Here is a 24314-nt window from a genome sequence, read left to right as displayed (position 1 = left end):
CCCGCACAGTGAACGCACGGCACCCGCAAGGCATAGGTAGACGGCATGGGTAATATGGCGTGCAGAAAATCAAGGAGGAGTTGACTATGGCTACCGGCACCAAGCTCGTCATCGTCGAGTCGCCGACCAAGGCGAAGAAGATCGGCGGCTATCTTGGCAAAGGCTACGAGGTGATGGCCTCGGTGGGTCACATCCGCGACCTCGCGCAGCCCAGCCAGGTGCCTGCCGGCCACAAGGAGCAGTTCGGCAAGTTCGGCGTGGACGTCAACGACGGGTTCAAGCCGTACTACATCGTCAACGACAACAAGAAATCCACGGTCGCGGAACTCAAGTCCGCGCTGAAGAAGGCCGACGAACTCTACCTCGCCACCGATGAGGATCGCGAAGGCGAGGCGATCGCCTGGCATCTCGTGCAGACGCTCAAGCCCAAGGTGCCGGTCAAGCGCATGGTGTTCCACGAGATCACCCCGGAGGCCATCAAGAAGTCGCTGACCGCCACGCGAGACGTCGATGGCCACATGGTGGACGCGCAGGAGACCCGCCGTGTGCTCGACCGCCTCTACGGCTACGAGCTCTCCCCGGTGCTGTGGCGCAAGGTCGGCCCCGGTCTTTCCGCCGGCCGTGTGCAGTCGGTGGCCACGCGACTGATCGTCGAGCGTGAGCGCGAGCGCATGGCGTTCGTCCGCACGCCGTACTGGGACGTGATCGCCACGCTGGTGGCCGCCTCCGGCGATCTGGATTCCGGCTTCGACTCCCGTCTCGTTGCGCTTGGCGGTCATCGTCTCGCCGGCTCGAAGGACTTCGGCCCCGACGGCAACCTCACCGACGCCGCCCTCAAGGACGTGCCGGTGGTGATGAACGAGGATCTGGCGAACGCCGTGGCCGAGGCCGTGCGAACCGTGCCGTTCGTCGTGCGTTCGCTGGAGACCAAGCCGTACCGTCGTCGTCCGCAGCCGCCGTTCACCACGTCCACGCTGCAGCAGACCGCCGGCAACCGTCTCGGCATGAGCTCCCGCGCCACCATGCGCGCGGCGCAGGGCCTGTACGAAAACGGCTACATCACGTATATGCGTACCGATTCGGTCACGCTCTCGCAGGAGGCGATCGCCGCGGCCCGCGCCGAGGTCGGCCGTCGGTTCGGCGAGCGGTTCCTCTCCGAGCAGCCGAAGCAGTATGTGACCAAGACCGCCGGCGCGCAGGAGGCCCACGAATGCATCCGCCCGGCGGGCTCCACGTTCCGCTCCCCGGAGGAGCTGGCCACTAAGGTGCCGCCGGACCAGCTGAAGCTGTACACGCTGATCTGGCGTCGCACGCTCGCCTCGCAGATGGCCGACGCCACCGGTTCCACGGCCACGGTCCGGCTCGCGGCCGACGCCGGCGAGCACGGCGAGGCCGTATTCCAGGCCTCCGGCACCGTGATCGAATTCCCCGGTTTCTTGGAGGCGCTCGGCGGCGCGAAGTCCGGCAAGGGTGGTCACGGCGGCGGCCATGACAACGGTCACGCCGACGGTCACGAAGGCAAGTCCGATAAGTCCAAGTCCGGCAAGTCCGGCTCCGAAAGCGAGTCCCTGCCGCCGATGAAGCAGGGGGACGTCCTCTCTGCCGTGGAGGTGACCCCCGACGGCCATGAGACCCAGCCGCCGGCCCGGTACACCGAGGCCTCGCTGGTACGCACGCTGGAGGCCAAGGAGATCGGCCGACCGTCCACCTACGCGAGCATCATCTCCACGATCATCGACCGCGGCTACGTGTACGAGAAGGGTCGCGCGCTGATCCCCTCGTGGCTGGCGTTCTCGGTGATCAAGCTGCTGGAGACCAACTTCCCGCAGTACGTGGACTACCAGTTCACCGCGCAGATGGAGAACGGGCTCGACCAGATCGCCCGCGGCCACGAAACCGGCAAGGACTGGCTCACCCACTTCTACTTCGGCACGGGCGCGAATTCCGTCAGCTCGCCCGAGGAGGCGCACGCCGGCCTGCAGCAGCAGGTGGCCCAGCTGGGCGACATCGACGCCCGTGAGATCAACACGATCGACATTGGCGACGGCATTCACGTTCGCGTCGGCCGGTACGGTCCGTACCTGGAGGACACGAAGGAGCTGGACGCCGAGGGCAATCCGAAGCACGCCTCGATCCCCGACACCATCGCCCCCGACGAGCTGACCGTGGACGTGGCTCATGATCTGATCCGCAACAATGCCGGCGGTCCGCGCGTGCTGGGCACCGATCCGAAGACCGGCGGCACCGTGGAGCTGCGCAACGGCCGGTTCGGCCCGTACGTGGCGCTGATCACCCCGGAGATCCAGGCTCAGCTGGATGCCGAGCACGCCGCGGAGAAGGCCGCCGCCGAAGCCGCGAAGAAGGCCGAGGAGGCGGGGCAGCCGGCGCCGCGCAAGCGTACGGCCCGCAAGCGTTCGACCGCGGACCGGCCGAAGATGGCGTCGCTGTTCAAGACGATGACCCCTGAATCCCTGACGTTGGACGACGCGCTGCGGCTGCTCAGCCTGCCGCGCACGGTCGGTACGCTAGAAGGCACGAACGCCGAGACCGGAGCGCCCGAGCAGTTCACCGTCCAGGCCAACAACGGCCGATACGGCCCGTACCTGACCAAGACCGGCGCGGACGGCAAGTCCGAGACCCGGTCGCTCGGTTCGGAGGACGAGATCTTTACCGTCGACCTCGCCAAGGCCAAGGAGCTGTTCGACCAGCCGAAGTACGGTCGCGGCCGTGGTCGCGGCGCCGCCAAGCCGCCACTGCGCGAACTGGGTCCGGATCCGGAGACCGGCAAGGCGGTGACGATCAAGGACGGTCGTTTCGGCGCCTACATCACCGACGGTGAGACGAACCGTACGCTGCCGAGGCAGTATTCGCCGGAATCGATCGATCCGGCCGACGCGTTCCGTCTGCTGGCCGAGAAGCGTGCCGCCGGCCCGTCGACCCGTGGGCGCGGACGGGGTCGTGGCGGCGCCAAGGGTAAGACCGCGGCCAAGGGTAAGTCGGCTGCCAAGTCGGCAGCCAAGACCGCGCCGAAGGTCAGTGCCGTGGAGGCCAAGCGCGCCGAACGCCGCGCCGAGGTGAAAAAGCTCGCCGACAAGGGCTGGGCGAACACGCGCATCGCCGAGAAGATCGGTTCCACCGCGGCCACGGTGAGGGGCGACATCGAATGGCTCACCGCGAACGAAGGCTACGAACGCCCCGCCGTCGTGGCCAAGACCCCGAAGACCTCGAAGTCGAAGAAGTAGTCGAATCCAGTCGTGTGACGATCGGTTCTTGGCAAATCCAAGCTTGAACAGGCCGAAAACGGCTCCTTCAAGCTTGGATTTGCCAAGAACTGGTGTTCCGTGTTCCGTACGAGCATCCCCGAGAAAGTTGGGGCGGGCCGATACGGTAGAGGCCATGGCTGGATTGTTTGTTTCGTTCGAAGGCGTCGACGGCGTCGGCAAGACCACGCAGGTGGAGCGGCTGCGGCAGTATCTCGAGTCGCGCGGCCGGACCGTGCTGGTCACGCGCGAACCGGGCGGCACGCCGTTGGGCGCCACCCTGCGCCGACTGTTGCTGCGGAACGTGGCCGAGGACGCCGCCGACATCGCGCCGCGCGCCGAAGCGTTGATCTTCGCGGCCGACCGTGCCCAGCATGTGGCCGAAACCATCCGACCGGCATTGGCCCGGGGCGAGGTCGTCATCACCGACCGGTATCTCGACTCCTCATTGGCGTATCAGGCCGGCGGCCGGGAGCTGACGGCCAAGGAGATCCGCGATCTGAGCATGTGGGCCACGAACGGTCTGCTGCCCGCGCGCACGTATCTGCTCGATATGGATCCGGCCGCGTCGCACGCCCGACTCCAGCACGACGAGGATCGCATGGAATCCGCCGGCGATGATTTCCAGAACCGTACGCGGCGGGCGTTCCTCGATCTCGCCGCCGACGAGCCGGACCGATTCCGGGTGATCGACGCCGCGCAGACCGTGGAAACCGTGTGGGAGCGGATCCGCGAGGACATCGACCGGCTGATCGACGGGCTGATCGACGGCTCGGCGGGGGAGACGTCGGCCGAATCTGTGAAGGCTACGGAAGAGCCGGTCGGGAAGTCTTCGGGGGAGTCCCGATGAGCGTCTGGGACTCCATCGTCGGCCAGAAGCCGACCGTCGAACTGCTGTCCCGCATCGTCGAGTCGCCCGCCGAAATCGCCCAGTCCTGGCTGATCTGCGGGCCTCCCGGATCAGGGCGGTCGAATCTGGCCCGCGCGTTCGCCGCCGCGCTCGAATGTCCGAACCACGGATGCGGCGAATGCAAGACCTGCCGGCAGGTGCTCGCCGGGTCGCATCCCGACGTCAGCGTGCTCGCCACCAACAAGGTGACCATCGGCATCGCCGAGGTGCGCGATCTGGTCGAAAAATCCGAGCAGATGCCCGGCACCGCGCCGTGGCGGATCATCATCATCGAGGACTTCGACCGCATGATGGAGCGCACCACCAACGTGCTGCTCAAGGACATCGAGGAGCCGGCCGAGCATACGATCTGGCTGCTGTGCGCCCCCAGCGCGCAGGACGTGCTGCCCACGATCCGTTCGCGTACCCGCATGGTGAACCTCGCCGTGCCTGGCGATCAGGCCGTGGCCCGGTTTCTGGAGACCGAGACCGGCGCGGACCGGCACATCGCCGCCCGGGCCGCGCGTCTCGCCGAAGGCCATATCGGCATCGCGAAGCTGTACGCGACCAACGAGCGGGTGATGACCGACCGCGACACGCTCGTCGTCGGCGTGCTGAACCTCGGCAGGGCCTCCGACGCGGTGCTGCTCGCCGACCAGCTGATCGGCGACGCCAAGGCCCAGGCCGAGGAGGAGACCAACCGGGATGTGAAGCGCGAACAGGCCGAATTCCGCCGGATCAACGGACTCGACCCCGAGGAGCGCATCCCCACCAAGATCCGTGGAGCCTACAATGCGATCGGCAAGAAGGACGACGTGCGTCGGCGGGCCACCCGACGCAGCCGTGACGTGCTCGACCGGGCCCTCAACTCCATCGCCAGCATCTATCGGGACGTCACCGTATTGCAGAACAACGCCGAGGACGCGGTGGGGCTGGTCAACAAGGAGAACCGTACCGCCATCGCCGATCTGGCCTCGAGGCTGAGCCGCGAGGCCGCGGTCTGGCGGCTCGATCAGGTGAATCTGGCCCGACGTCGGCTGATGGGCAACGGCAATCCGCTGCTCGTATTCGAAGCCCTGTTCTGCTCGCTAATCGCCTAAATCGGGGTCGTCTTGAGTCGGGCCCGTCTGTTTTGTGGTTTTCCCGGGACCGTAACCGCTGATTTATGGGCTATATGGTGGATTCGGCGGGAGTTTCCGGGCGAGAAAACCACAAAACAGGCATGGTCAATTCGGCGTGCGTTCATCTGAGTGCGCGGGCTGGTGCTCTATGCTGGGCCTTATGAAGATTTCTGCCGATTTCACCGTGATACCCGATGTGTTCGCCAAGGCCGCCGACCCGGAGTACATCAACGCCGGCGTGCCCGTCGTCTCCTTCCCGTTCTACGTCGACGACGTGAACCCCGAAGCCCAGTACCTGCACTGGACGTTCACCGACCCCGACTCCATCCCCGTCTGCGGATTCGAATGGATCCACTGGACGGTCGCCAACCTGCCGATCGCCGCGCTGATGTACGACTTCAACGACTCGCACGCCCTGCAGATCCCGCCGGACTTCTCCCGGCAGATGGTCGCCATGGTCCCCGAGGCGCTGCAGGGCCGCACCTCGCAGGCCTCCCGCTTCGTCGGCGGCACCGACCCGGCCGCGACCATGCGATACAACGGCCCGCAGCCGCCGGACAAGGACCACGACTACTATCTGCACGTCTACGCCACGAAGCAGCCGCTCAAGGGCCTCGCCGGCGGGTTCTGGATGAACGAGATGATCCACGCGCTGCGCGACGCCGCCGCCAACGGCGACCCCGCCGATCAGGACGCCATCTTCCTCACCGGCAAGGCGTGAGACTGGCATTCTTGGCTTCCCTTTGAGGGGAAGCTGTCAGCCGCAGGCTGATTGATGAGGTGCCGAACCCGAACGAAGCTTCTCCGGCCACCTCTTCCGTACGCCAACCACCCTCAGTCAGGCTTCCGTCTGACAGCTCCCGCCGGCGGGAGCGGGGCTTATATGATGGCCACCGCTGGCGGGGAATCGGCCCAGCATCGACAGTCCGTAGGTCGGGAGCGGGGTTCGTGTGGCCCCCGCCGGCGGGGGCTGGCTCGGCGGATGCCGAGACTGGGGGTGGTCGAATCTTCCCTCGGCTGAGGCATGCCGATGGATATATTCAAAGCGGCATAACGTTGTCGATGACATTGATAGAAAAAAGGAGCAAACCCACAGTCATGTCGTGCACCACCATTCTGGTCGGCAAGAACGCCAGCTATGACGGATCCACCATCATCGCCCGCAACGAGGACTCCCAGCAGGGAGAATTCACCCCGAAGCGGTTCATCGTCGTCAAGCCCGAGGACCAGCCGCGCAAGTATCGCTCGGTCCTCAGCCACGTCGAAATCGACCTGCCCGACGACCCCATGCAGTACACCTCCGTGCCCAACGCGAACCTCAAGGAAGGCATCTGGGGTGAGGCCGGCGTCAACGAGGCCAACGTGGCCATGAGCGCCACCGAAACCCTCACCACCAACGAGCGCGTGCTCGGCGCCGACCCGTTCGTCGAACTCGTCCCCGCCCGCGGCACCGAAGGCGAACCCGGCTACGAGCCCGAAGTGCCCGGCGGCATCGGCGAAGAGGATCTCCTCACCATCGTGCTGCCCTACATCCGCTCCGCCCGCGAAGGCGTGCAGCGTCTCGGCGCCCTGCTCGAACAGTACGGCACCTACGAAATGAACGGCATCGCCTTCTCCGACGTCAACGAGATCTGGTGGCTCGAAACCGTCGGCGGCCACCACTGGATCGCCAAGCGCGTGCCCGACGACGCCTACGTGACCATGCCCAACCAGCTGGGCATCGACGAATTCGACCTCGACGACGCCCTCGGCGACCAGACCGACCACATGTGCTCCGCCGACCTTGACGAGTTCATCGCCGCCAACCACCTCGACCTCGCCGTCGAGGACGTCAGCCCCTTCAACCCGCGTGACGCCTTCGGCTCCCACTCCGACCGCGACCACGTCTACAACACCCCGCGCGCATGGTTCATGCAGCGCTTCCTCAACCCGTACGACGAGGTGTGGGACGGCCCCGACGCCGCCCACCGCCCCGACAGCGACGACATCCCGTGGGCCCGCCAGCCCGAGCGTAAGATCACCATCGAGGACGTGAAGTACGTGCTCAGCTCGCACTACCAGGGCACGCCCTACGATCCGTACGGCACGCTCGGCGACGATCACACCCGCGGCAGCCTGCGCCCCATCGGCATCAACCGCCAGAGCCAGCTCGCCGTCATGCAGATCCGCCCCTACCGCACCGAATCCTGCCGTGCCATCCAGTGGATGGCCTACGGATCCAACCCGTTCAACACCCTCGTGCCGTTCTACGCGAACGTGGATGTCACCCCCGCCTATCTGGCCGACACCACCGATCACGTCGACTCCGGCAACTTCTACTGGGCCAACCGACTCATCGGCGCGCTCGCCGACGCGAACTTCGCCGCCACCTCGTCGCTGATCGACCGGTATCAGGAGAAGACCGGCGGGCTCGGCCACCGGATGATCGCCGCCGCCGACGAGCAGGTCGCCCGACTGGACGAGAACCCCGTGGACCTCGACGATCTCGCCGATGAGGAGGAGGCCGCCGCCGAAGTGCGCGACGCCGACGCGATCATCGCCGCCACCCGCAACCCCGAGGTGCGGGAGATCCTCGCCGCCGCCAATCAGACCATGGCCGACCAGCTCAAGGCGGAGACCGACGCGCTGCTGAGCGACGTGCTGTACGAGGCCAGCATGCACATGCGCAACGACTTCCACCTCTCCGACAACTAGCCGGCAGCCGGTCGGCAGCCGGGAGCGGACTCGACCACCCTCAGTCAGACTCCGTCTGACAGCTCCCGCCAGCGGGAGCGGCGTCTTTCCCGCCCCGGCCGGCTGGGGCGGTCCAAGGGTGCTATACGGTAATGGGTTACGTCCCCAACCCCGCCCCCGCTGGCGGGGGCTACGATTGCTCGTAACCGCTACTGGGGCGCCAACATGACCCGCCCCCGCTGGCGGGGGCTGTCCGCGGACGCGGACTGGGGGTGGTCGAATCCTTCTCGACGCTCCAGCCACCCCAATCGGACGTGAAGCCTGACGGTTCCGCCTGACGCCCCTGCCGGCGAAAGCTGGAATCCTCCGGCTCTCCGGGAATGCCGGGCGGTAGGCTTGGGGTGTCGGAGAGCTGCGGCTTTGCTCAGGCGATACCAGCGATAATCAAGCGACAAGACAAGACGAATAGGAGAAACGTATGGCTACTGTGGCCGATTTCACCAGCCAGTACGGTCTGGTGAAGAAGATCGACGCGTTCGGGTACCTGGATTACCTGAAGAAGAACCCGGATGCGCCGCGCAAGCACGGCAAGGTGGTGCTCGTCACCGCCGACACCCCGCTCAAGGCGAGCCGCGGCGAAGGCAAGACCACCACCACCATCGCGCTGATCGACGCGCTGCGCAAGCGCGGCATCGACGCCACCGCCGTGCTGCGCCAGCCGAGCATGGGCATCACCGCGGCCGGTTCCAAGGGCGGTGCCTCCGGCGGCGGCAAGGCCTCCCTGACCCACCCGGAGCTGATCGACTGGGGTCTGTGCGGCGAGATGGGCGCGATCGAAGCCGCCCAGAACCTGCTCGTCTCCTTCGCCGAGAAGGCCGTGGACGAGGGCAAGCTCGACACCGTGCTTGTGCCCCGCGTCTCCGAAGTGCCGTCCCGCTCGCTGCGCTCCATCGCCGTGGACTACGGCAAGGGCAACGTGGCCGAGAAGATGGTGCTCACCCCCACTTGCGAGCTCATGCAGATCGTGGTGCTCTCCCGCTCCATGGACGAGATCGGCGAGCGCGTGGCCGCGATGATCGCCGGCACGCTTGAGGGCAAGCCCGTCACCTTCGGCGAGCTGACCGACCTGTGGCGCATCACCAACATTCTGGCCGACGCCGTCAAGCCCGCCCTCACCGAGACCTCCAAGGGCACGCCCGTGTACGTGCACGGCGGCCCGTTCGCCAACGTGTCCGTCGGCATCCCGACGCTGGTCGGCGTGGAGCTGGCCTGCGCGCTGCATGACGTCGTGGTGGTCGAGGCCGGCTACGGTGCCGATGCCGGCGCCCAGAAGTGGCTTGACATCGCGTCCCGTGAGTACGGCGCCCAGTGGCCGTCCGCCGCGCTGGTCGTGACCCGCGCCACCACTTGGCGCGACGATCCGTCCCGCCAGTGGCGCTACCCGTTCCACGTGAACCGTCTGGAGAAGCTCGGCATCCCCACCTTCCCGCTGGTCAACCTGTGGGAGGGCGAGGATGATCAGGTTCCGGCCCTGCGCGAAACCGCCGCCGAGCTGGGCTTCCGCGATCCGATCATCGGCAACCTGTTCCGTGACGGCGGCGATGGTCTGGTCGATCAGATCGACGGCTTCGTCACCGCGCTTGAGGCGGTCGGCGTGCCCGCCACCCCGGAAGGCCGCAAGGGCGAGGACATCGTCGACACCGTGCGCTGGATCGCCGCGAACGCCTACGGTGTGCCGGCCGAGCGCGTGGTGTTCAAGCCCGGCTTCGAGGAGTCGCTGGCCGAGGCCCGCGAACTCGTCGCCGGCGTGGGCCGCGATCTCAACGATTTCGCCGTGTGCGCGGTGAAGTCCCCGGCCACCATGACCGACGACGATACCGCCGCGGCCGACGAGCGTACCGTGACCCTGAAGAAGGTGGAGGTGCGTGCCGGCTCCGGCATCGCTCAGGTGAACCTGACCAAGTCGCTCACCACCCCGATGCCGAAGATCGTCTGATTGATCGTCTGATTGACCGGCATGGGCATCACCGTGTAATCCGGGTGATCACAGACTTGTGATCACAGACGATGGTGTGATCACAGACTTGTGACGATACGCCGGCGGTCCTTTTCGAAGGGACCGCCGGCGTTGTCGTTGTTGTTATCTCTACGCGCCTATGCGCACCGCGTGGCTCGAGAGATCGGCTCCCACGGCTGCACCATCACCGGTTCGGTGGCGAAGATCGCCTTCGTCGCCTCGTCCAGCACGTCGTCGTGGATCGCCACCTCGTTCACATAGTCGTCGAACCATTCGTCGGTGGCCGTGAAATAGCCGTCCCGTCCCGCGTCCTTGCCCCAGCTGTTCTCGATCTTCCAGCGATCGGGCTTTCCGTCGGCGTCGAGATTCACGCCGATCAGCGTCATCGCGTGGTTCGACGGGCTGACGTCGTATTCCAGACGATCGCCCTTGCCCATCGTGTATTCGATGCCAAAGAGGTCCTCCACGCGGACGGACGTGCGGTCGAACACGCCTTCGCCGCGCAGGGCGAACTGGTCGCAGTCGCAGGCGAACCAGACCGGCCGCCCGCCGCGCAGCTGATCGATGATCGCCTTCTTGAACACGTCGAGCCTCACGTTCGCGAATTCGATCGGCTGACCGCCGACCACGTTGCCGTCATGCGCCAGACGATACAGGCGGCCGAACGGGGTGCGTGCCATCGGCGCATTGACCAGTCCGACGTAATGGTCGAGGTCCTGCTTCACGTACTTGGCGTAGAACTCCATGGGGGTGATGTCGTGCTCGACGATGAGCTTGCCACTAACAAAGCTGTCGCCGAAGCCGTCGTTGGTTTTATCGGGTTTGCTGTCGCCGGTCTTGCCGTCGTCGCCGGTCTTCGCCGACTTGTCCTCGTCGTCATCGTCCTTACCGCGCACCACCCAGTCGAAGGTCGCCGGCGGCTCGCCGAGTGCCACGGCCACGATGCGGTAGACGTCGTTCATCATCTCGGTCTTGCGGCGGCGCAGCGTTTCGACGTCGGCTCCATGGGCGTGGGCCGTACGCAGCTCAAGCGCGAATTCGCGCAGCTTGGCGTTGAGATACTGGGTGAACGCCTCGGAATCCTTGGAATTCGCGTTCTCCGGATATGCGGATTTCGGCACGAGACCGTATTTCGCGGCGAGTGCGGCGAACATGGCCCACCAGCCGCCGTCGTCGGCCGGATAGCCGTTGATCGCCTGGAACAGACGCGAGTCGGTCGGCTCGTCGAGCGTGGCGAGCACCTCCTCGAGGTAGTGGTTCGACTTCTCGAGCTTGTCGTAGAAGAACAGGTAGGTTTCCGAGAATTCGAAGTCGTCGAGGTTCCAGCGGCGGATCACGTCCTGTCGCAGCACGTTGAGGCTGGCGAACATCCAGCAGCGTCCCGATCGGCGCTGCGAGGTGATGGAGCCCTGCTTGAGCTCGATGGAGAATTCGCGGGGGAGTCGGCGCAGGCCGCGCTGGTCGGTGGCCGCCTTGAGCACGCCGTTGCCGGTGGCCGCCGTGGAGGCGATGATGTTGGCGCGGTCGGCGTTGAAGCGTGCGGAGTATTCGTTCAGGCGCTCCGCCGTCAGTTCGGCGGCGGGGTCGTTGGCAGTCGCGATGTCGGAGGTATTGGTCGTTTCGTTCATGGGAATGTCAATACCCCGCCCCGATGACGTTCGGGTTACGCCGTGCGGGGCGTCCTAATTCACTCTTTGCGGGCCCTTGGAAAAGAGTGAATTGGAATCGCACATCTTCGAACATGGCAAGGCGGTTATCGCCATGATTTCGAAAGAAATCATGATAATGGGGACAACATTTGATTCACTCTTTCGGGAGCCTGAAAAAGAGTGAACTGGAAAACCCTTGAAAACAAAGGCGACACGCCGTAAGTTGCATGTCTCTTAAATCTGAGTATATTTATCTCTCGTTGCGGCGAGCGCCGCGGCAAGAAATTGCCCCTTTAGCTCAGTTGGTTAGAGCAGCGGACTCTTAATCCGCGTGTCCAGGGTTCGAGTCCCTGAGGGGGCACAGGGTTAGGCCTCATCTTCGGATGAGGCCTTTTTCGTATCTGACGATCGTGCCTTCCCAACACTTGGCTTCCCCTCGGGGGGAAGCTGGCAGCCGTAGGCTGACTGATGAGGGGGACAGATAGTTCCCAAAGGCAAATCAGGGCCATACCGGGACCATCGGCAGTCCGAGCCCGGGGCCTCGACCGGCCTGCGGGGTAGACTGGTGCCTCGATGTGCAGCGTGGCGGCGTCGTGCGGCCGTGGCCTGCGAACGAGCAACCATCGGCATGACCGGAATCGGTATACCCGGAATCGGCGTGGCCGGAGAATCAAGGAGTGATCGGCACTATGGTCAATGTAACGGTTTTGGGTTCCGGAGCCTGGGGCACCACATTCGGACGGGTCTGCGCCGACGCCGGCAACGATGTGACGATGTGGGCCATCGAACCCGAGATCGTGGCCGATATCCGCGACAACCACCGCAACTCGTATCGTCTGCCCAGCGTCGATCGACTGCCCGACACCATGACCTCCACCGGCGATCGCGCCGAGGCCGTGGCCGACGCCGAGATCGTGGTCGTGGCGATCGCCGCCCAGTTCGCCCGCGTGGCACTCGAGGAGTTCCGCGGTCTGATCCCCGAACATGCGCTGGTCGTATCGCTGATGAAGGGCATCGAACGTGGTACCGGCAAGCGCATGGACGAGGTCGTGCGCGAGGCGCTGGACCTTCCCGAAAACCGGTTCGTCGCCGTTTCCGGCCCGAACCTGAGCAAGGAGATCGCCGCCCGCGAGCCCAGCGCCACCGTCGTGGCCTCCGTGAACCCGTATGCCGCGGCGAAGGTGGCCAACGCCTGCTCGACGCATTACTTCCATCCCTTCACCTCCACCGACGTGATCGGCCTCGAACTGTGCGGTTCGCTGAAGAACGTGGTGGCGCTGGCCGTGGGCATGGCCCGTGGCGCCGGCTACGGCGAGAACACCGCCGCCATGATCGAAACGCGCGGTCTGGCCGAGCTCACGTCGCTGGGCAAGGCGTGCGGCGCCGACCCGAAGACCTTCTCCGGTCTGGCCGGCGTGGGCGATCTGATCGCCACCTGCGGCTCGCCGCTGTCGCGCAACTACACGTTCGGTTCGAACCTCGGCAAGGGCATGAGCGTGGAGGAGGCCACCAAGGCCAGCGACGGCGTGGCCGAGGGTGTGCCCACCACCGCCACCGTGGTCGCGCTGGGCGACAAGCTCGGCGTGCCGACCCCGCTGGCCGCGGCCATGAGCCATGTGCTCAGCGACGGCATCTCCTGCGAGCAGATGCTTTCTGAGCTGTTCGGCACCGAAATCACCAATGAGTAGGACGACGTGATCGAGTAATCGCTCCTGCCTCCTGCCTCCGCTTTCGCCGGCGGGAGCGGTTGTTCGGGACACCTCATCAGTCAGCCTGCGGCTGCCAGCTTCCCCTCGAGGGGAAGCCCCGCACCGCGCGCCCCAACGTCCCCATTCTGCTCCTGCGCGCCCGTATCGCGCCCATATTGTGAGCGGTTTGGTCGCAGACTTCGGACTCCCGTTCCGTCGGCAGTCGCGGCGGGGTAGTCTTGCTATCGATATTGATGAACATTCGTGAGCGGCGACGTCGCGAACGACGGCCGTTGCATGGACCGGAGGATTTGGATTATGAGTAAGAAGCGCATCGTGGTGTTGTATGGCGGCCGGGCCGACGAGCATCCGATCTCCTGCATTTCGGCGGCCAGCGTGCTCAACGCCATCGACACCGACCGCTTCGAGCCGATTCCCGTGGGCATCACCAAGGACGGCAAGTGGATCGTGAACGGTGAGGACCCGCGCGGCTGGAGCCTCGACAACGGCGTGATGCCCGAGGTCACCATCACCGAAGGTTCGAAGATGGTCGTGCTCGACGTCGCCCTCGGTCAGGATGGGTTCTTCGCGCAGAACGGCAACGAGCTCGAATCGCTCGGCCATGTGGACGCCGTGTTCCCCGTGCTGCACGGCCCCTACGGTGAGGACGGCACCGTGCAGGGCCTGCTCGAGATGATGGACGTGCCGTACGTCGGCTGCGGCGTGCTCGCCTCGGCCGCCTGCATGGACAAGCATTACACCAAGGTGCTGCTGGCCGCCGCCGGCATCCCCGTGGCCCCCGGCATCACGCTGGACGCCCGCGAGTTCGACGCCGCCACCGAGTTCGCCTCCAACGGCGCCGACATCCTCGCGCAGGTGCAGGCCGCGAGCCTGAAGTACCCGCTGTTCGTCAAGCCCTCCCGCGCCGGCTCCAGCTTCGGCGTGACCAAGGTGGAGCATGAGGGCGACGCCGCCGAACTGGCCGCCGCCGTGTACGAGGCTTCGAAGCACGACTGGCGCGTGCTGATCGAGCAGGGCATCGAGGGCCGCGAGATCGAATGCGCGGTGCTGGCCGCCAAGCCCGGCGACAAGCCGCGCGTGAGCTGGCCCGGCGAGATCGTGCTCGACCGTCGCAACGAGGGCGACGACCAGTTCTACGACTTCGACAGCAAGTACACCGACGCGCAGGCCTCCCATGTGGAGGTGCCCGCCAACCTGCCCAAGGAGACGCTTGAGCGGGTGCGCGAGATCGCGGCGAAGGGCTTCACCGCGGTGGACGGCGCCGGCCTGAGCCGCGTGGACACGTTCGTCACGCCGGACGGCGAGATCATGATCAACGAGATCAACACCATGCCCGGCTTCACCTCCATCTCCATGTACCCCAAGGCCTGGGACGCCACCGGCCTGCCCTACACCGACCTGATCACCGACCTGATCGAAGGCATCCTGCGATAGCAAAACCCGAGTTGTGAGGCTTCGATTCAGGAAAACGCCCATGTAGGGCTTCCGAATCGGCTTGTTTTCAATGCGGCGTTCATGCCGATCGGGAATCGAAGCCTCACAACTCGGCATTTCGTGAATATCACGGCGCTTCCTGACTACGATGGGGTGGTGAGGCGGTGATTTCGATGACGTTCACTGATCGCATTCGTCCGGCTGCGGTGGCCGGCACCTTCTATCCCGACGATTCGCGCGCGCTGCGGGCCATGATCGCCCGACAGCTCGACTACGCCCGCAGCCTGCTCGCTTCCGGCGCCCTCTCGCATCTTCCCGAAGGCGCTCCCAAGGCGGTGATCGTGCCCCATGCCGGCTACGTCTACTCCGGCACCACGGCCGCGCTCGCCTACGCGCTGCTGGAACGGGGGCGCGGCACGATCCGGCGTGCGGTGATCGTCGGACCGACCCATCGCGTGGCCGTCCGAGGCGTGGCGATGTGCCGGGCCACGGCATTCGAAACCCCGTTGGGCGTCGTGCCCATCGACGTGGCGGGAGAGGCGAAGGCCTTCGGATACGCCGCCGGTGCCGCCGGTGCTGGATCCGCTGTCGATGCCGGCCTACAGGCATTTCTCAACCTGCCGAATAACACCCGCGCCTCATCCTCCGCCCCCGCCCCGGCGCTTCTGCTCAACGACCCCACCCATGTCCGCGAGCACGCCGTGGAGGTGCAGATCCCGTTCCTCCAGACCGTGCTCGGCGACGGTCTCGAGATCATCCCGCTCAACGCCGGCGACGCCACCCCGTGCGAGGTGGGCGACGTGCTGCGGGCCCTGTGGGGAGGCTCGGAGACGGTGATCGTCATCAGCTCCGACCTGTCCCACTACCATCCCAACGGCTACGCCCGCATGCTCGACGACGAGACCATCGGCCGCATCGCCGGACTTGACCTGCCGATCCACCCCAACCGTGCGTGCGGCGCCTATCCGGTCAACGGCCTGCTCGACGTCTGCCGTGAACGTGCCGGCGCGCTTGACCTGCGGTTCCTCGGATGCAGCACGTCCGGCGATGACGGCGTGGTCACGCTTGCCGACGACGAGCGCCCGCCGATGGCCCGACCCGACGATTCCGTGGTCGGGTACGCTTCGTTCGCCGTCTGGCAGGCGTCCGGCCCGAGCGACGCCGCCGCTGACGATAATGACGCTGACGGTGACACAGCCGGCGACGACACAGCCGACAGCGACACAACCGACGACGCCAACACCTCCGGACGCTCCCCGGATCCGGATCCCGATGACCGCGGCCCGGTGCTGATCGGTCTTGCCCGCGCGGCGATCCGCGAACGGCTCGGCCTGAATGGCGACGCCTCGGCCCGCGACGCGCTTGCCGCCGCCGTGGCCGACCACCCGTGGCTGGACGAGCCGGCCGCCAGCTTCGTCACCCTGACCGAGCATGGTCGGCTGCGCGGCTGCATCGGCACCCTGCAGGCGCACCAGTCGTTGGGCCGGGACGTGGCCGAGCATGCGGCGGATGCGGCCATGCGCGACCCGCGCTTCATGCCGGTGACCGCGATGGAGTACCCGCTGCTGGACGTGGAGGTCTCCGTGCTGTCCGAGCCGGAGCCGATGGCCGTGCGCAGCCGCGCCGAACTGGAACGGACGCTGCGGCCGGGCAGGGACGGGCTGATCATCAGCGACGGATTCCGTCACCGGGCCACGTTCCTGCCGCAGGTGTGGGATGAGCTGCCCGATCCGTCCGATTTCGTCGGTCATCTGCTCGCCAAGGCCGGGTTGCCGGCCGGATATGGGTGGAACGACGGGGAGATCTCGTGCAGCCGGTACACGGTGACCGCGTATCAGGAATCGCCGGGGGAGACGCCGCAGACGTCGCGGACGCCCAGGCCGGAGCGTGAGACGGGCGGACGGTCATGAGCGGGGAGCCGGCCGAATCCCGCCTGACCGAATCCCGCTTGGTTGAGGGCCGATGGCAGACGCGACTGCCGGATGGCCGTGCCCGCTGCGAACTGTGCCCGCGCCGATGCGTGCTGCGCCCGGGCCAGCGTGGCTTCTGCTTCGTGCGCAGCAACCATGACGGCCGTATCGTCTCCGACACGTACGGCCGCAGCTCCGGTTTCGCGATCGACCCGGTGGAGAAGAAGCCGCTCAACCATTTCCACCCCGGCTCCGCGGTGCTGAGCTTCGGGACGGCCGGCTGCAATTCCGGATGCCGGTTCTGCCAGAACTGGGATATTTCGCGGGCCCGCAGTTTCGACCGGCTGGGCGTGTCGGCGTCTCCCGAACGGATCGCCGAAGTGGCGAGGGACCATGACGTGGGATCGGTGGCGTTCACCTACAACGATCCGATCGTGTTCGCCGAGTACGCCATCGACACCGCCGAGGCGTGCCGGGCGCTCGGTATCCGGCCGATCGCCGTCACCGCCGGATACATGAGCGCCGAGGCCCGTCCGGATTTCTACGATGCGATGGACGCGGCGAACATCGATCTCAAGGGCTTCACCGAGGAGTTCTATTGGAAGGTGACCGGCACGCATCTGGCCGACGTGCTCGACACCATCGAGTTCGCGGTGAACGAGGCGCGCAACCCGGCCGGCGAGCATGTGTGGGTGGAGCTGACCACGCTGCTGATTCCGGGGCTCAACGACGACGATGCGCAGCTGCACGCCGAATGCGCGTGGATCCGCGAGCACTGCGGCCCCGACGTGCCCCTGCATTTCAGCGCGTTCCACCCCAGCTACCGGATGATGGACGTGCCGCCCACGCCGCCGGAGACCCTGACCCGTGCCCGCGGCATCGCGCTGGGGGAGGGGCTGCATTATGTGTACACCGGCAACGTGCATGATCGCGAGGGCGACACCACGTATTGTCCGAACCCCGACTGCCGGGCCGCGCTGGTGGAGCGGGACTGGTACCGGATCCTCGCCGACCGGGTGAAGCGCCTGCCCGGCGCGCGCAGCGTCTGCCCGGACTGCGGCACGCCCATCGCCGGCCGCTGGTGACGGATCGAGATATGGACCGGGATGACGGACTGAGTGGCTTGACCACCCTCAGTCAGGCTTCCGCCTGACAGCTCCCGCCGGCGGGAGCGACAGCTAGGTCAAGAAGGAACACAGCCAGATCAATGATAGTCGGAGTGTCCCTTGCTCACGCCGGCGGGAGGGCTGGTGAGGCCGGTGGATCCGCGGTGGGCGAGGTGCTCCCATGCTCCCGCTGGCGGGAGCTAAGGCGGCTAATCTCACTTACGGCAAGGTTTTTCCATGCTCCCGCTGGCGGGAGCTGGCCGCCGTAGGCGGTCTGAGGGTGGTTGAACCGTCGCCGGCCGCATTTCCCTTACCACTGGTATATCCGGAAACTGATCCGCTCACCGCTACGGCGAACGTAGCGCGAATTCATCGATCGTTCAGCTACGTGACCTACATCGGCCACCGTAGTTCATGTTGTTTCCATTCCCGATTCAATTCGCGGGCATATCTTCTCCCTTGGAGATCGGAGCCGACGATCGGCCTCCGATCCGAGAGATGTCACTGCGTCTGGCCTATGACCAACCGAACGAACGACGGCGTTTCGAACCCAACCCCCAAGTATGGACGAATCGCCCACCAGCGGCCGGACGCAGTGCTATGTGAAAGGAAATCCCCCGTGAAGCACATGCGTAAGATCGCGGCGGCCGCCGTCGCGCTGATCACCGTGGCCTCGATGGCCGCCTGCGGTTCCGGCTCGAGCGACTCGAGCAGCACCTCCTCCTCCAGCGGCAAGGCCGTGACCGTTAACGAAAAGTCCGCCAAGGCCACCTCCCTCGCCGACTTCGGCACCCTGGCCGACCTGGAGAAGGCCGCCAAGGAAGAGGACGCGCTGAACGTCATCGCCCTGCCCCATGACTGGTCCAACTACGGTGAGGTGATCGACGGCTTCAAGAAGAAGTACCCGGAGATCAAGATCACCGAGCTCAACCCGAACGCCTCCTCCAAGGAGGAGCTCGACGCCGCCAAGACCAACAAGGGCACCGACGCCGCCCCCGACGTGTTCGACCTCGGCCAGGCCGTGGCCTCCACCTCCACCGCCAACTTCGCCCCCTACAAGGTGCAGGCCTGGGACAAGATCCCGGATTCCGTGAAGGACAAGGACGGCAAGTACTACGCCGACTACACCGGCATCATGTCGATCGGCTGGAACAAGGACAAGTACGGCGACATCAACTCCATCAACGATCTGCTTGACCCGAAGTTCGCAGGTACCGTCGCCCTCAACGGCAAGCCCGCCGAGGCCGGCGCCGCATTCAACGGCTACCTGATGATCAACCAGCTCGCCGGCGGCGACATCAACAAGCTGCAGCCCGGCCTCGACTTCTTCAAGAAGCTCAAGGACGCCGGCAACCTCACCACCGTCGACGTGACCGACGGCACCATCGACTCCGGCCAGACCGGCGTGGTCATGGACTGGACCTACAACCAGGCCTCCTACCAGAAGAGCCTCAAGGCCAAGGGCGTGAACTGGGAGTACAAGACCTTCCCGAAGGCCCAGGTCGTGAGCTACTACAACCAGGCCATCAACGTGGACGCCCCGCACCCGGCCGCCGCCCGCCTGTGGGAGGAGTACCTGTACACCGCCGACGCCCAGAACCTGTGGTTCAAGGGCGGCGCCAACCCCGTGCTGCTCGACTCCATGAAGAAGGACGGCACCGTCGACAAGGACACCCTCAAGAGCGCCGTCACCATCGAAGGCACCCCGGTCACCTACACCAACGACGACTCCACCCGCATCACCGAGTGGCTCCAGAACAACTGGGATTCCACCATCGGCAACTGATGACACCGATCCGGTCCGGTATCCGATACCGGTCCGATCCGGTCTGATTCTCAATCGGCTCCCGGCGCACGACCCTTTCGCGCTCGCCGGGGGCCGTGCCGTATGACCCCAACCGGTTGACACCAACCCAATAACGCAACATATCGAAGGCATATCATGACTGCTGCAATCGCCACGAGAGGCTCGGCGCTCGGCCGCAGCTCCTCATCCACGCTTGCGAGGCATCGCCAGGAACTAGGCACGTTCGCGGTCACCATCCCGTTCTTCGCCTACACGGCATGCTTCCTCGTCGCACCGACCATCATCGTGATCGTCGGCGCATTCCAAACCCACGACGGCGGATTCACGCTGTCGAACTTCAACAAGCTTTTCGAAGCGAACACGCTCGCCGCGTTCGTCACCTCCATCCTCGTCTCCGTCGCCTCCTCGGTGATCGGCGCCGTCGTCGGCGGACTGGCCTCCTACGCGCTGGTCATCGGCGCCAAGCCGAACGGCCTGCTGCGCCGCATGGTCTCCGCCATCTCGTCGGTGCTCGCCCAGTTCGGCGGCGTGATGCTCGCGTTCGCGTTCATCGCCACCATCGGCATCAACGGCGTGGGCACCCTGCTAATCCGCCAGCTCACCGGCATGATCGTCAACCCGAACTGGCTGAGCTCCCTGCCCGGTCTGATCACCGTGTACTGCTACTTCCAGATCCCGCTGATGATCATCATCTTCCTGCCCGCGGTCGATTCGATCCGCCCGCAGTGGCGTGAGGCCTGCGAATCGCTCGGCGGCAACACCTTCCAGTACTGGACGCGCGTGGCCCTGCCGATCCTCACCCCGCGCTTCATCTCCGCGTTCCTGCTGCTGTTCGCCTCCGCGTTCTCCGCATACGCCACCGCGGCCGCCCTGTTCTCCCAGCGTTCGATCCTCGTGCCGCTGATGATCCAGGGCGCCATGCGCAACGAAATGGATCCCAACCAGCAGGGCTTCGCCCAGGTGCTCGCCTTCGCCATGATCATCGTCGTGGCCATCGTGATGCTGCTGAGCCATGCCGTGGAAAAGAGGGCCGGACGATGGCAGTGAACCCCAACGCAATCCAGAGCCAAGCCGCAAGCCAGACCGCCGCGGCCGGCACCGCCGCCACGGCCGGCGTGGACCCCGCTTCCCGCCCGCCGCAGCTGCGCGCCGCCCGAATCCGCAAGCAGCGCGTCATCAAGTTCGTGATCCTGTTCATCACGCTCGGATTCCTGTTCGTCCCGCTGCTGTCCATGCTGCTATTCACCCTGCGCCACCCGCTGTCCGGCCGCTGGTCGCTCGCCCCGTGGGAGGCCATCTTCACCGGCAACGGCGACTCGCTGGGCGCCGACCTTACCGTGCTGTGGCAGGGCCTCGGCACATCCCTCGCCCTGTGCGCCGTCACCGTGGTGATCATGCTGCTGCTCATGGTGCCGACCATGGTCATCGTTCATATCCGCTCCAAGGCACTCGAACGGGCCATCGAATGGGTCGCCACCCTGCCGCTGACCATCCCGGCCATCGTGCTCGTCGTCGGCCTCGGCCCGATCTACCGGTGGCTGTCCGCCGACGTGCTGAGCACCAACCCGATCTGGCTGTGCTTCGCCTACGTGATCCTCGTGATGCCGTTCGCGTTCCGCGCCATCGCCGTGGGCCTCAACTCCATCGACGTGAAGACCCTCGTGGAGGCCGCCCGATCGCTCGGCGCCTCCTGGCCGCATGTGTTCTTCCGGGTCATCATCCCGAACCTGTGGCAGGCCATCCTCTCCTCCGCGTTCATCTCCATCGCCGTGGTGCTGGGCGAATACACCGTCGCCTCGCTGCTCGGCCGCATGAACCTGCAGGTCGCGCTCTACCAGCTCGGCCAGTCCAACTCCCAGATCTCCACCGCCATGTCCCTGCTCGCCCTGCTCTTCGGCGTCGTGCTGCTCGTGGCGCTCGACCTCATCTCCGACGCCATGCGCAAAACCAAGGAAGGTAAGTAATGTCACTCGCCGATCAGAAAGCGACCGTCGCCAAGACGGCGGAATCATTCAGAAACGAAAGCTCGGTCGACGGTAGCGTCGTCACCGAGGCCGCCAAGGCGGTGCTCAAGGAATCGCAGGAGCGCGGCGGCGGCGTGCAGATGCAGAACGTCGTCAAGATCTACCCCGGCGCCACCAACCGCGCCCTCGACGACTTCAACCTCGACATCAAGCCCGGCGAAATGGTCGTGCTGCTCGGCGGCTCCGGCTGCGGCAAGTCCACCGCGCTGCGTTCGCTCGCCGGCCTCGAGGACATCCAGGGCGGCCGCATCCTCGTCGGCGGCCAGGACGTCACCGGCGTGCCGGTCAACAAACGCGACATGGCCATGGTGTTCCAGGCCTACTCGCTGTTCCCGCACATGACCGCCCTGCAGAACGTGGAATTCGGCCTCGAGATCCGCGGCATGGGCAAGGACGAGCGCCGCAAGCTCGCCATGGAGAAGCTCGACCTCGTCGGCCTCGCCGATCAGGCGAAGAAGTACACGCAGCAGATGTCCGGCGGCCAGCAGCAGCGCGTGGCGCTCGCCCGCGCACTGGCCGTCAACCCGCGCGTGCTGCTCCTCGACGAGCCGCTTTCCGCCCTTGACGCCAAGGTGCGCGTGCAGCTGCGCGACGAGATCCGCCGCATCCAGCTCGAAGCCGGCACCACCACCGTGTTCGTCACGCACGATCAGGAGGAGGCGCTCGCCGTGGCCGACCGCATCGGCGTGATGAACCACGGCCGTATCGAGCAGATCGCCGCGCCGCAGGACCTCTACCAGCGTCCGGCCACCGAATACGTGGCCTCCTTCATCGGACTGGCCAACCGCCTGCCCGGTAGGGTCGCGGGCCCCGGCGTGCACGAGGCGATGGTGTTCGGCCAGCGGGTGCCCGTGGTCGACGGTTCCGCCACCGGCGAGGTGGACGTGCTCGCCCGACCGGAGAACATGACCATCCGGGTCAACGATCAGTCCGGCGTGGTGGCCGGCCCCGGCGTGCAGGCGAGGGTTTCGGCCATCCACTTCCTCGGATCGCTGGTGCGCATCGACACCGTGGTTTCGCCCGGTGAGCTGACCCGCCACAGCGGCACGCAGCTCGAAGTGACCGTGCAGCTGCCCGTGCAGGAGGTGCCCGCCGGACTGACGATCGGATCGTCCGTGATCGTCTCGCCGCGCCCGGTCCCGGCCTTCGCCGCCGCAGCCCGCTGAGCTAGCAGTGGGGTATGATGCCGGCGCTGTTGTTGTAAGCGCTGTTGTTGTAGTAGCGTCGGCATCGTCCGTTTTGGCTTCCCCCGTCGGGGGAAGCTGGCAGCCGCAGGCTGACTGATGAGGGGTTTTGGGGCTGCATTGTTTGTCATCGGCTCCTTATCCGCCGATGGTCATCCGGTCCTGATGGATTAGAACGCAAGAAGCCATTTTCGCAGTCGAATCCATCGGAATTCGCCGATATCTGATGGATTCGAGTGCATATTCGCCGATATGCGGTCCAATCCATCGGAATCTGTCTCCCACGATTTCCGGATTGTTGGAATCATGCGGTTTTCCGGTCTCCTGACTCAGACTGTCGATGGATCGGAGCGCAAAACCCCGGATTCGGCGGTCCAATCCATCACGATCCCCCAATATCCGATGGATCGGATCGCGGAAATCCCGTTTCCGCGGTCGAATCCATCGGACCGCCGAGTGTTTTCCATAGTTGCCGGAACCAGCCCTGTTTGGCTTCCCCCGTTGGGGGAAGCTGGCAGCCGCAGGCTGACTGATGAGGGGCCTATGTCAACGCTACTCAGCGGAGTCCGCCTCATTTAACGGCGCAATCCGCAATTGTGGTGTGGCCGTGGCCACCGTTTTTCTGGCTTCGGGCCACCAGTAGTGGCTGGCCCTACGCCCGCCCCTATTCGGCGGAGTCCGCCTCATTTAACGGGGCGGCATTTTGCACTAGGAATGGTTGGTTGGCCAGGGCTCGGGTGACGCGGTCCTGCACGGTGGAGAGCAGAATATCGGGTTTGGCGAAGACGAGGATCTTCCCGTCCACGCCGTACGGGGTGAATCCCACGAACTTCACCAGCGGCGGATGATCCGGCAGCATCACATCCGATGCCGCGGCCTCGACCGCCGCGACGATCTGTCGGGTCACGGCCTCCGTGTCGAGATGCTCGCCGCGCGCGGTGAACGGCACTGTGGTCATCGACTCCACCGTCACCGGCAGCTTCTCCAACGCCGTGGTGTTGAGCACCGAATTCGGCACCCACATCTCGGCCCCGGTGCGGTCCATCACGATGGTGTGCCGCCACGTCACGTCCTTCACGGTGCCGGAGATCCCCTGAATCGTCACCAGATCGCCCGGCTGCAGCACCTTGCTGACCATCAGGCCGAACCCGCCGATCACATTCGAAATCGTGTCCTTCAGACCGAACGACAGCGCGATACCGCCGACGCCAAGCGCGGTGGCCAGCGTGGTCGGTTCGATGCCAAACACCGGTTTCAGCACCGTGGCCGCGGCCATCACCCAGATCACCACGCGCACGATGTTCACGAAGATCGATGCGCTGGGGATGCTCGACCGGTCCAGTGCGAGCCGCAGCGCCTTCGACACCACCTTGTCGATGATCGCGGCGGCCACCACCACCGCGACCAGCAGAATGATCCGCCCGGAATTGTCCTGCAGCCACTCCCACGGCTGCTCGATGAGTTGTCGCACCACGCCTCCCGTATCCATCAGACCGATATTCACATCAGACCGATATCCATCGAATCGATT

At 65.7% G+C, this 24314-nt stretch carries 16 protein-coding genes and 1 tRNA gene; 15 read left to right on the top strand and 2 right to left on the bottom strand.

The genetic code is table 11. The annotated features are described in order from the left end of the window. Nucleotides 1-86: 86 nt before the first annotated feature. The 6 genes from topA to CSQ87_RS02530 all read left to right on the top strand — a co-directional run bounded on the left by topA (nucleotide 87) and on the right by CSQ87_RS02530 (nucleotide 9939). Complete coding sequence (gene topA / locus CSQ87_RS02555; protein ID WP_100512312.1) at nucleotides 87-3242, top strand: type I DNA topoisomerase; 3156 nt, start codon at nucleotides 87-89, stop codon at nucleotides 3240-3242. Between the two features lie 154 nt (nucleotides 3243-3396). Further along, nucleotides 3397-4110, top strand: coding sequence for a dTMP kinase (tmk, locus tag CSQ87_RS02550; RefSeq protein WP_100512311.1), 714 nt, complete (start codon nucleotides 3397-3399; stop codon nucleotides 4108-4110). Then, on the top strand, nucleotides 4107-5249 hold the full coding sequence (locus tag CSQ87_RS02545; RefSeq protein ID WP_100512310.1) for a DNA polymerase III subunit delta': 1143 nt from the start codon (nucleotides 4107-4109) through the stop codon (nucleotides 5247-5249). The genes tmk and CSQ87_RS02545 overlap by 4 nt, the downstream gene beginning before the upstream one ends. 181 nt (nucleotides 5250-5430) lie before the next feature. Beyond that, nucleotides 5431-5991 (top strand): YbhB/YbcL family Raf kinase inhibitor-like protein, encoded by a 561-nt coding sequence (locus CSQ87_RS02540; protein WP_100512477.1) that lies wholly within the window; start codon nucleotides 5431-5433, stop codon nucleotides 5989-5991. A 377-nt stretch (nucleotides 5992-6368) separates the two neighbouring features. Next, nucleotides 6369-7964 (top strand): C69 family dipeptidase, encoded by a 1596-nt coding sequence (locus CSQ87_RS02535; RefSeq protein ID WP_100512309.1) that lies wholly within the window; start codon nucleotides 6369-6371, stop codon nucleotides 7962-7964. A 457-nt stretch (nucleotides 7965-8421) separates the two neighbouring features. Further along, nucleotides 8422-9939: a formate--tetrahydrofolate ligase gene (locus tag CSQ87_RS02530; RefSeq protein ID WP_100512308.1), complete on the top strand. Its 1518-nt coding sequence runs from the start codon at nucleotides 8422-8424 to the stop codon at nucleotides 9937-9939. A 158-nt stretch (nucleotides 9940-10097) separates the two neighbouring features. Here CSQ87_RS02530 and CSQ87_RS02525 read toward each other — a convergent pair whose 3' ends face one another. Beyond that, complete coding sequence (locus CSQ87_RS02525; protein WP_100512307.1) at nucleotides 10098-11588, bottom strand: C1 family peptidase; 1491 nt, start codon at nucleotides 11586-11588, stop codon at nucleotides 10098-10100. 308 nt (nucleotides 11589-11896) lie between these two features. On the opposite strand from CSQ87_RS02525, the gene CSQ87_RS02520 reads away from it, so the two are divergent. The 9 genes from CSQ87_RS02520 to CSQ87_RS02480 all read left to right on the top strand — a co-directional run bounded on the left by CSQ87_RS02520 (nucleotide 11897) and on the right by CSQ87_RS02480 (nucleotide 22765). Continuing rightward, nucleotides 11897-11970, top strand: a tRNA-Lys gene (locus tag CSQ87_RS02520). A gap of 328 nt (nucleotides 11971-12298) precedes the next feature. Next, a complete protein-coding gene (locus tag CSQ87_RS02515) occupies nucleotides 12299-13297 on the top strand; it encodes an NAD(P)H-dependent glycerol-3-phosphate dehydrogenase (RefSeq protein ID WP_100512306.1) in 999 nt (332 codons plus the stop codon). 318 nt (nucleotides 13298-13615) lie between these two features. Continuing rightward, nucleotides 13616-14752: a D-alanine--D-alanine ligase family protein gene (locus CSQ87_RS02510; protein ID WP_100512305.1), complete on the top strand. Its 1137-nt coding sequence runs from the start codon at nucleotides 13616-13618 to the stop codon at nucleotides 14750-14752. Nucleotides 14753-14925: 173 nt separating this feature from the next. Beyond that, the gene (gene amrB, locus CSQ87_RS02505; RefSeq protein WP_100512304.1) at nucleotides 14926-16662 is read left to right on the top strand and encodes an AmmeMemoRadiSam system protein B; all 1737 of its coding nucleotides are present in this window, start codon (nucleotides 14926-14928) and stop codon (nucleotides 16660-16662) included. Beyond that, entirely contained in the window at nucleotides 16659-17747 is a 1089-nt protein-coding gene (amrS, locus tag CSQ87_RS02500; protein WP_100512303.1) for an AmmeMemoRadiSam system radical SAM enzyme, read from the top strand. The genes amrB and amrS overlap by 4 nt, the downstream gene beginning before the upstream one ends. Nucleotides 17748-18396: 649 nt before the next feature. After that, nucleotides 18397-19554 (top strand): ABC transporter substrate-binding protein, encoded by a 1158-nt coding sequence (locus CSQ87_RS02495; protein WP_423734767.1) that lies wholly within the window; start codon nucleotides 18397-18399, stop codon nucleotides 19552-19554. Between the two features lie 156 nt (nucleotides 19555-19710). Further along, nucleotides 19711-20622, top strand: a complete 912-nt coding sequence (locus tag CSQ87_RS02490) for an ABC transporter permease (RefSeq protein ID WP_100512301.1) — start codon at nucleotides 19711-19713, stop codon at nucleotides 20620-20622. Next, nucleotides 20613-21539, top strand: a complete 927-nt coding sequence (locus CSQ87_RS02485) for an ABC transporter permease (RefSeq protein WP_165776705.1) — start codon at nucleotides 20613-20615, stop codon at nucleotides 21537-21539. Before CSQ87_RS02490 ends, CSQ87_RS02485 begins: the two co-directional genes overlap by 10 nt. Continuing rightward, the gene (locus CSQ87_RS02480; RefSeq protein ID WP_100512300.1) at nucleotides 21539-22765 is read left to right on the top strand and encodes an ABC transporter ATP-binding protein; all 1227 of its coding nucleotides are present in this window, start codon (nucleotides 21539-21541) and stop codon (nucleotides 22763-22765) included. Before CSQ87_RS02485 ends, CSQ87_RS02480 begins: the two co-directional genes overlap by 1 nt. Nucleotides 22766-23447: 682 nt before the next feature. Here CSQ87_RS02480 and CSQ87_RS02475 read toward each other — a convergent pair. Next, nucleotides 23448-24272 (bottom strand): mechanosensitive ion channel family protein, encoded by an 825-nt coding sequence (locus CSQ87_RS02475; RefSeq protein WP_100512475.1) that lies wholly within the window; start codon nucleotides 24270-24272, stop codon nucleotides 23448-23450. Between the last annotated feature and the right edge of the window lie 42 nt (nucleotides 24273-24314).

It is taken from the genome of Bifidobacterium simiarum, from assembly GCF_002802905.1.
GTDB lineage: Bacteria > Actinomycetota > Actinomycetes > Actinomycetales > Bifidobacteriaceae > Galliscardovia > Galliscardovia simiarum.
This window is presented reverse-complemented; position numbering and strand designations above follow the sequence as displayed.

Bases quoted from the DNA above. Each gene is read 5' to 3' on its own strand.
- CSQ87_RS02515 (WP_100512306.1), top strand. From the start codon at position 12,299: ATGGTCAATGTAACGGTTTTGGGTTCCGGAGCCTGGGGCACCACATTC.
- CSQ87_RS02510 (WP_100512305.1), top strand. From the start codon at position 13,616: ATGAGTAAGAAGCGCATCGTGGTGTTGTATGGCGGCCGGGCCGACGAG.
- tmk (WP_100512311.1), top strand. From the start codon at position 3,397: ATGGCTGGATTGTTTGTTTCGTTCGAAGGCGTCGACGGCGTCGGCAAG.
- CSQ87_RS02525 (WP_100512307.1), bottom strand. From the start codon at position 11,588: ATGAACGAAACGACCAATACCTCCGACATCGCGACTGCCAACGACCCC.
- CSQ87_RS02475 (WP_100512475.1), bottom strand. From the start codon at position 24,272: ATGGATACGGGAGGCGTGGTGCGACAACTCATCGAGCAGCCGTGGGAG.
- amrS (WP_100512303.1), top strand. From the start codon at position 16,659: ATGAGCGGGGAGCCGGCCGAATCCCGCCTGACCGAATCCCGCTTGGTT.
- CSQ87_RS02480 (WP_100512300.1), top strand. From the start codon at position 21,539: ATGTCACTCGCCGATCAGAAAGCGACCGTCGCCAAGACGGCGGAATCA.
- topA (WP_100512312.1), top strand. From the start codon at position 87: ATGGCTACCGGCACCAAGCTCGTCATCGTCGAGTCGCCGACCAAGGCG.
- CSQ87_RS02485 (WP_165776705.1), top strand. From the start codon at position 20,613: ATGGCAGTGAACCCCAACGCAATCCAGAGCCAAGCCGCAAGCCAGACC.
- CSQ87_RS02535 (WP_100512309.1), top strand. From the start codon at position 6,369: ATGTCGTGCACCACCATTCTGGTCGGCAAGAACGCCAGCTATGACGGA.
- CSQ87_RS02540 (WP_100512477.1), top strand. From the start codon at position 5,431: ATGAAGATTTCTGCCGATTTCACCGTGATACCCGATGTGTTCGCCAAG.
- CSQ87_RS02490 (WP_100512301.1), top strand. From the start codon at position 19,711: ATGACTGCTGCAATCGCCACGAGAGGCTCGGCGCTCGGCCGCAGCTCC.
- CSQ87_RS02495 (WP_423734767.1), top strand. From the start codon at position 18,397: ATGCGTAAGATCGCGGCGGCCGCCGTCGCGCTGATCACCGTGGCCTCG.
- CSQ87_RS02530 (WP_100512308.1), top strand. From the start codon at position 8,422: ATGGCTACTGTGGCCGATTTCACCAGCCAGTACGGTCTGGTGAAGAAG.
- amrB (WP_100512304.1), top strand. From the start codon at position 14,926: ATGACGTTCACTGATCGCATTCGTCCGGCTGCGGTGGCCGGCACCTTC.
- CSQ87_RS02545 (WP_100512310.1), top strand. From the start codon at position 4,107: ATGAGCGTCTGGGACTCCATCGTCGGCCAGAAGCCGACCGTCGAACTG.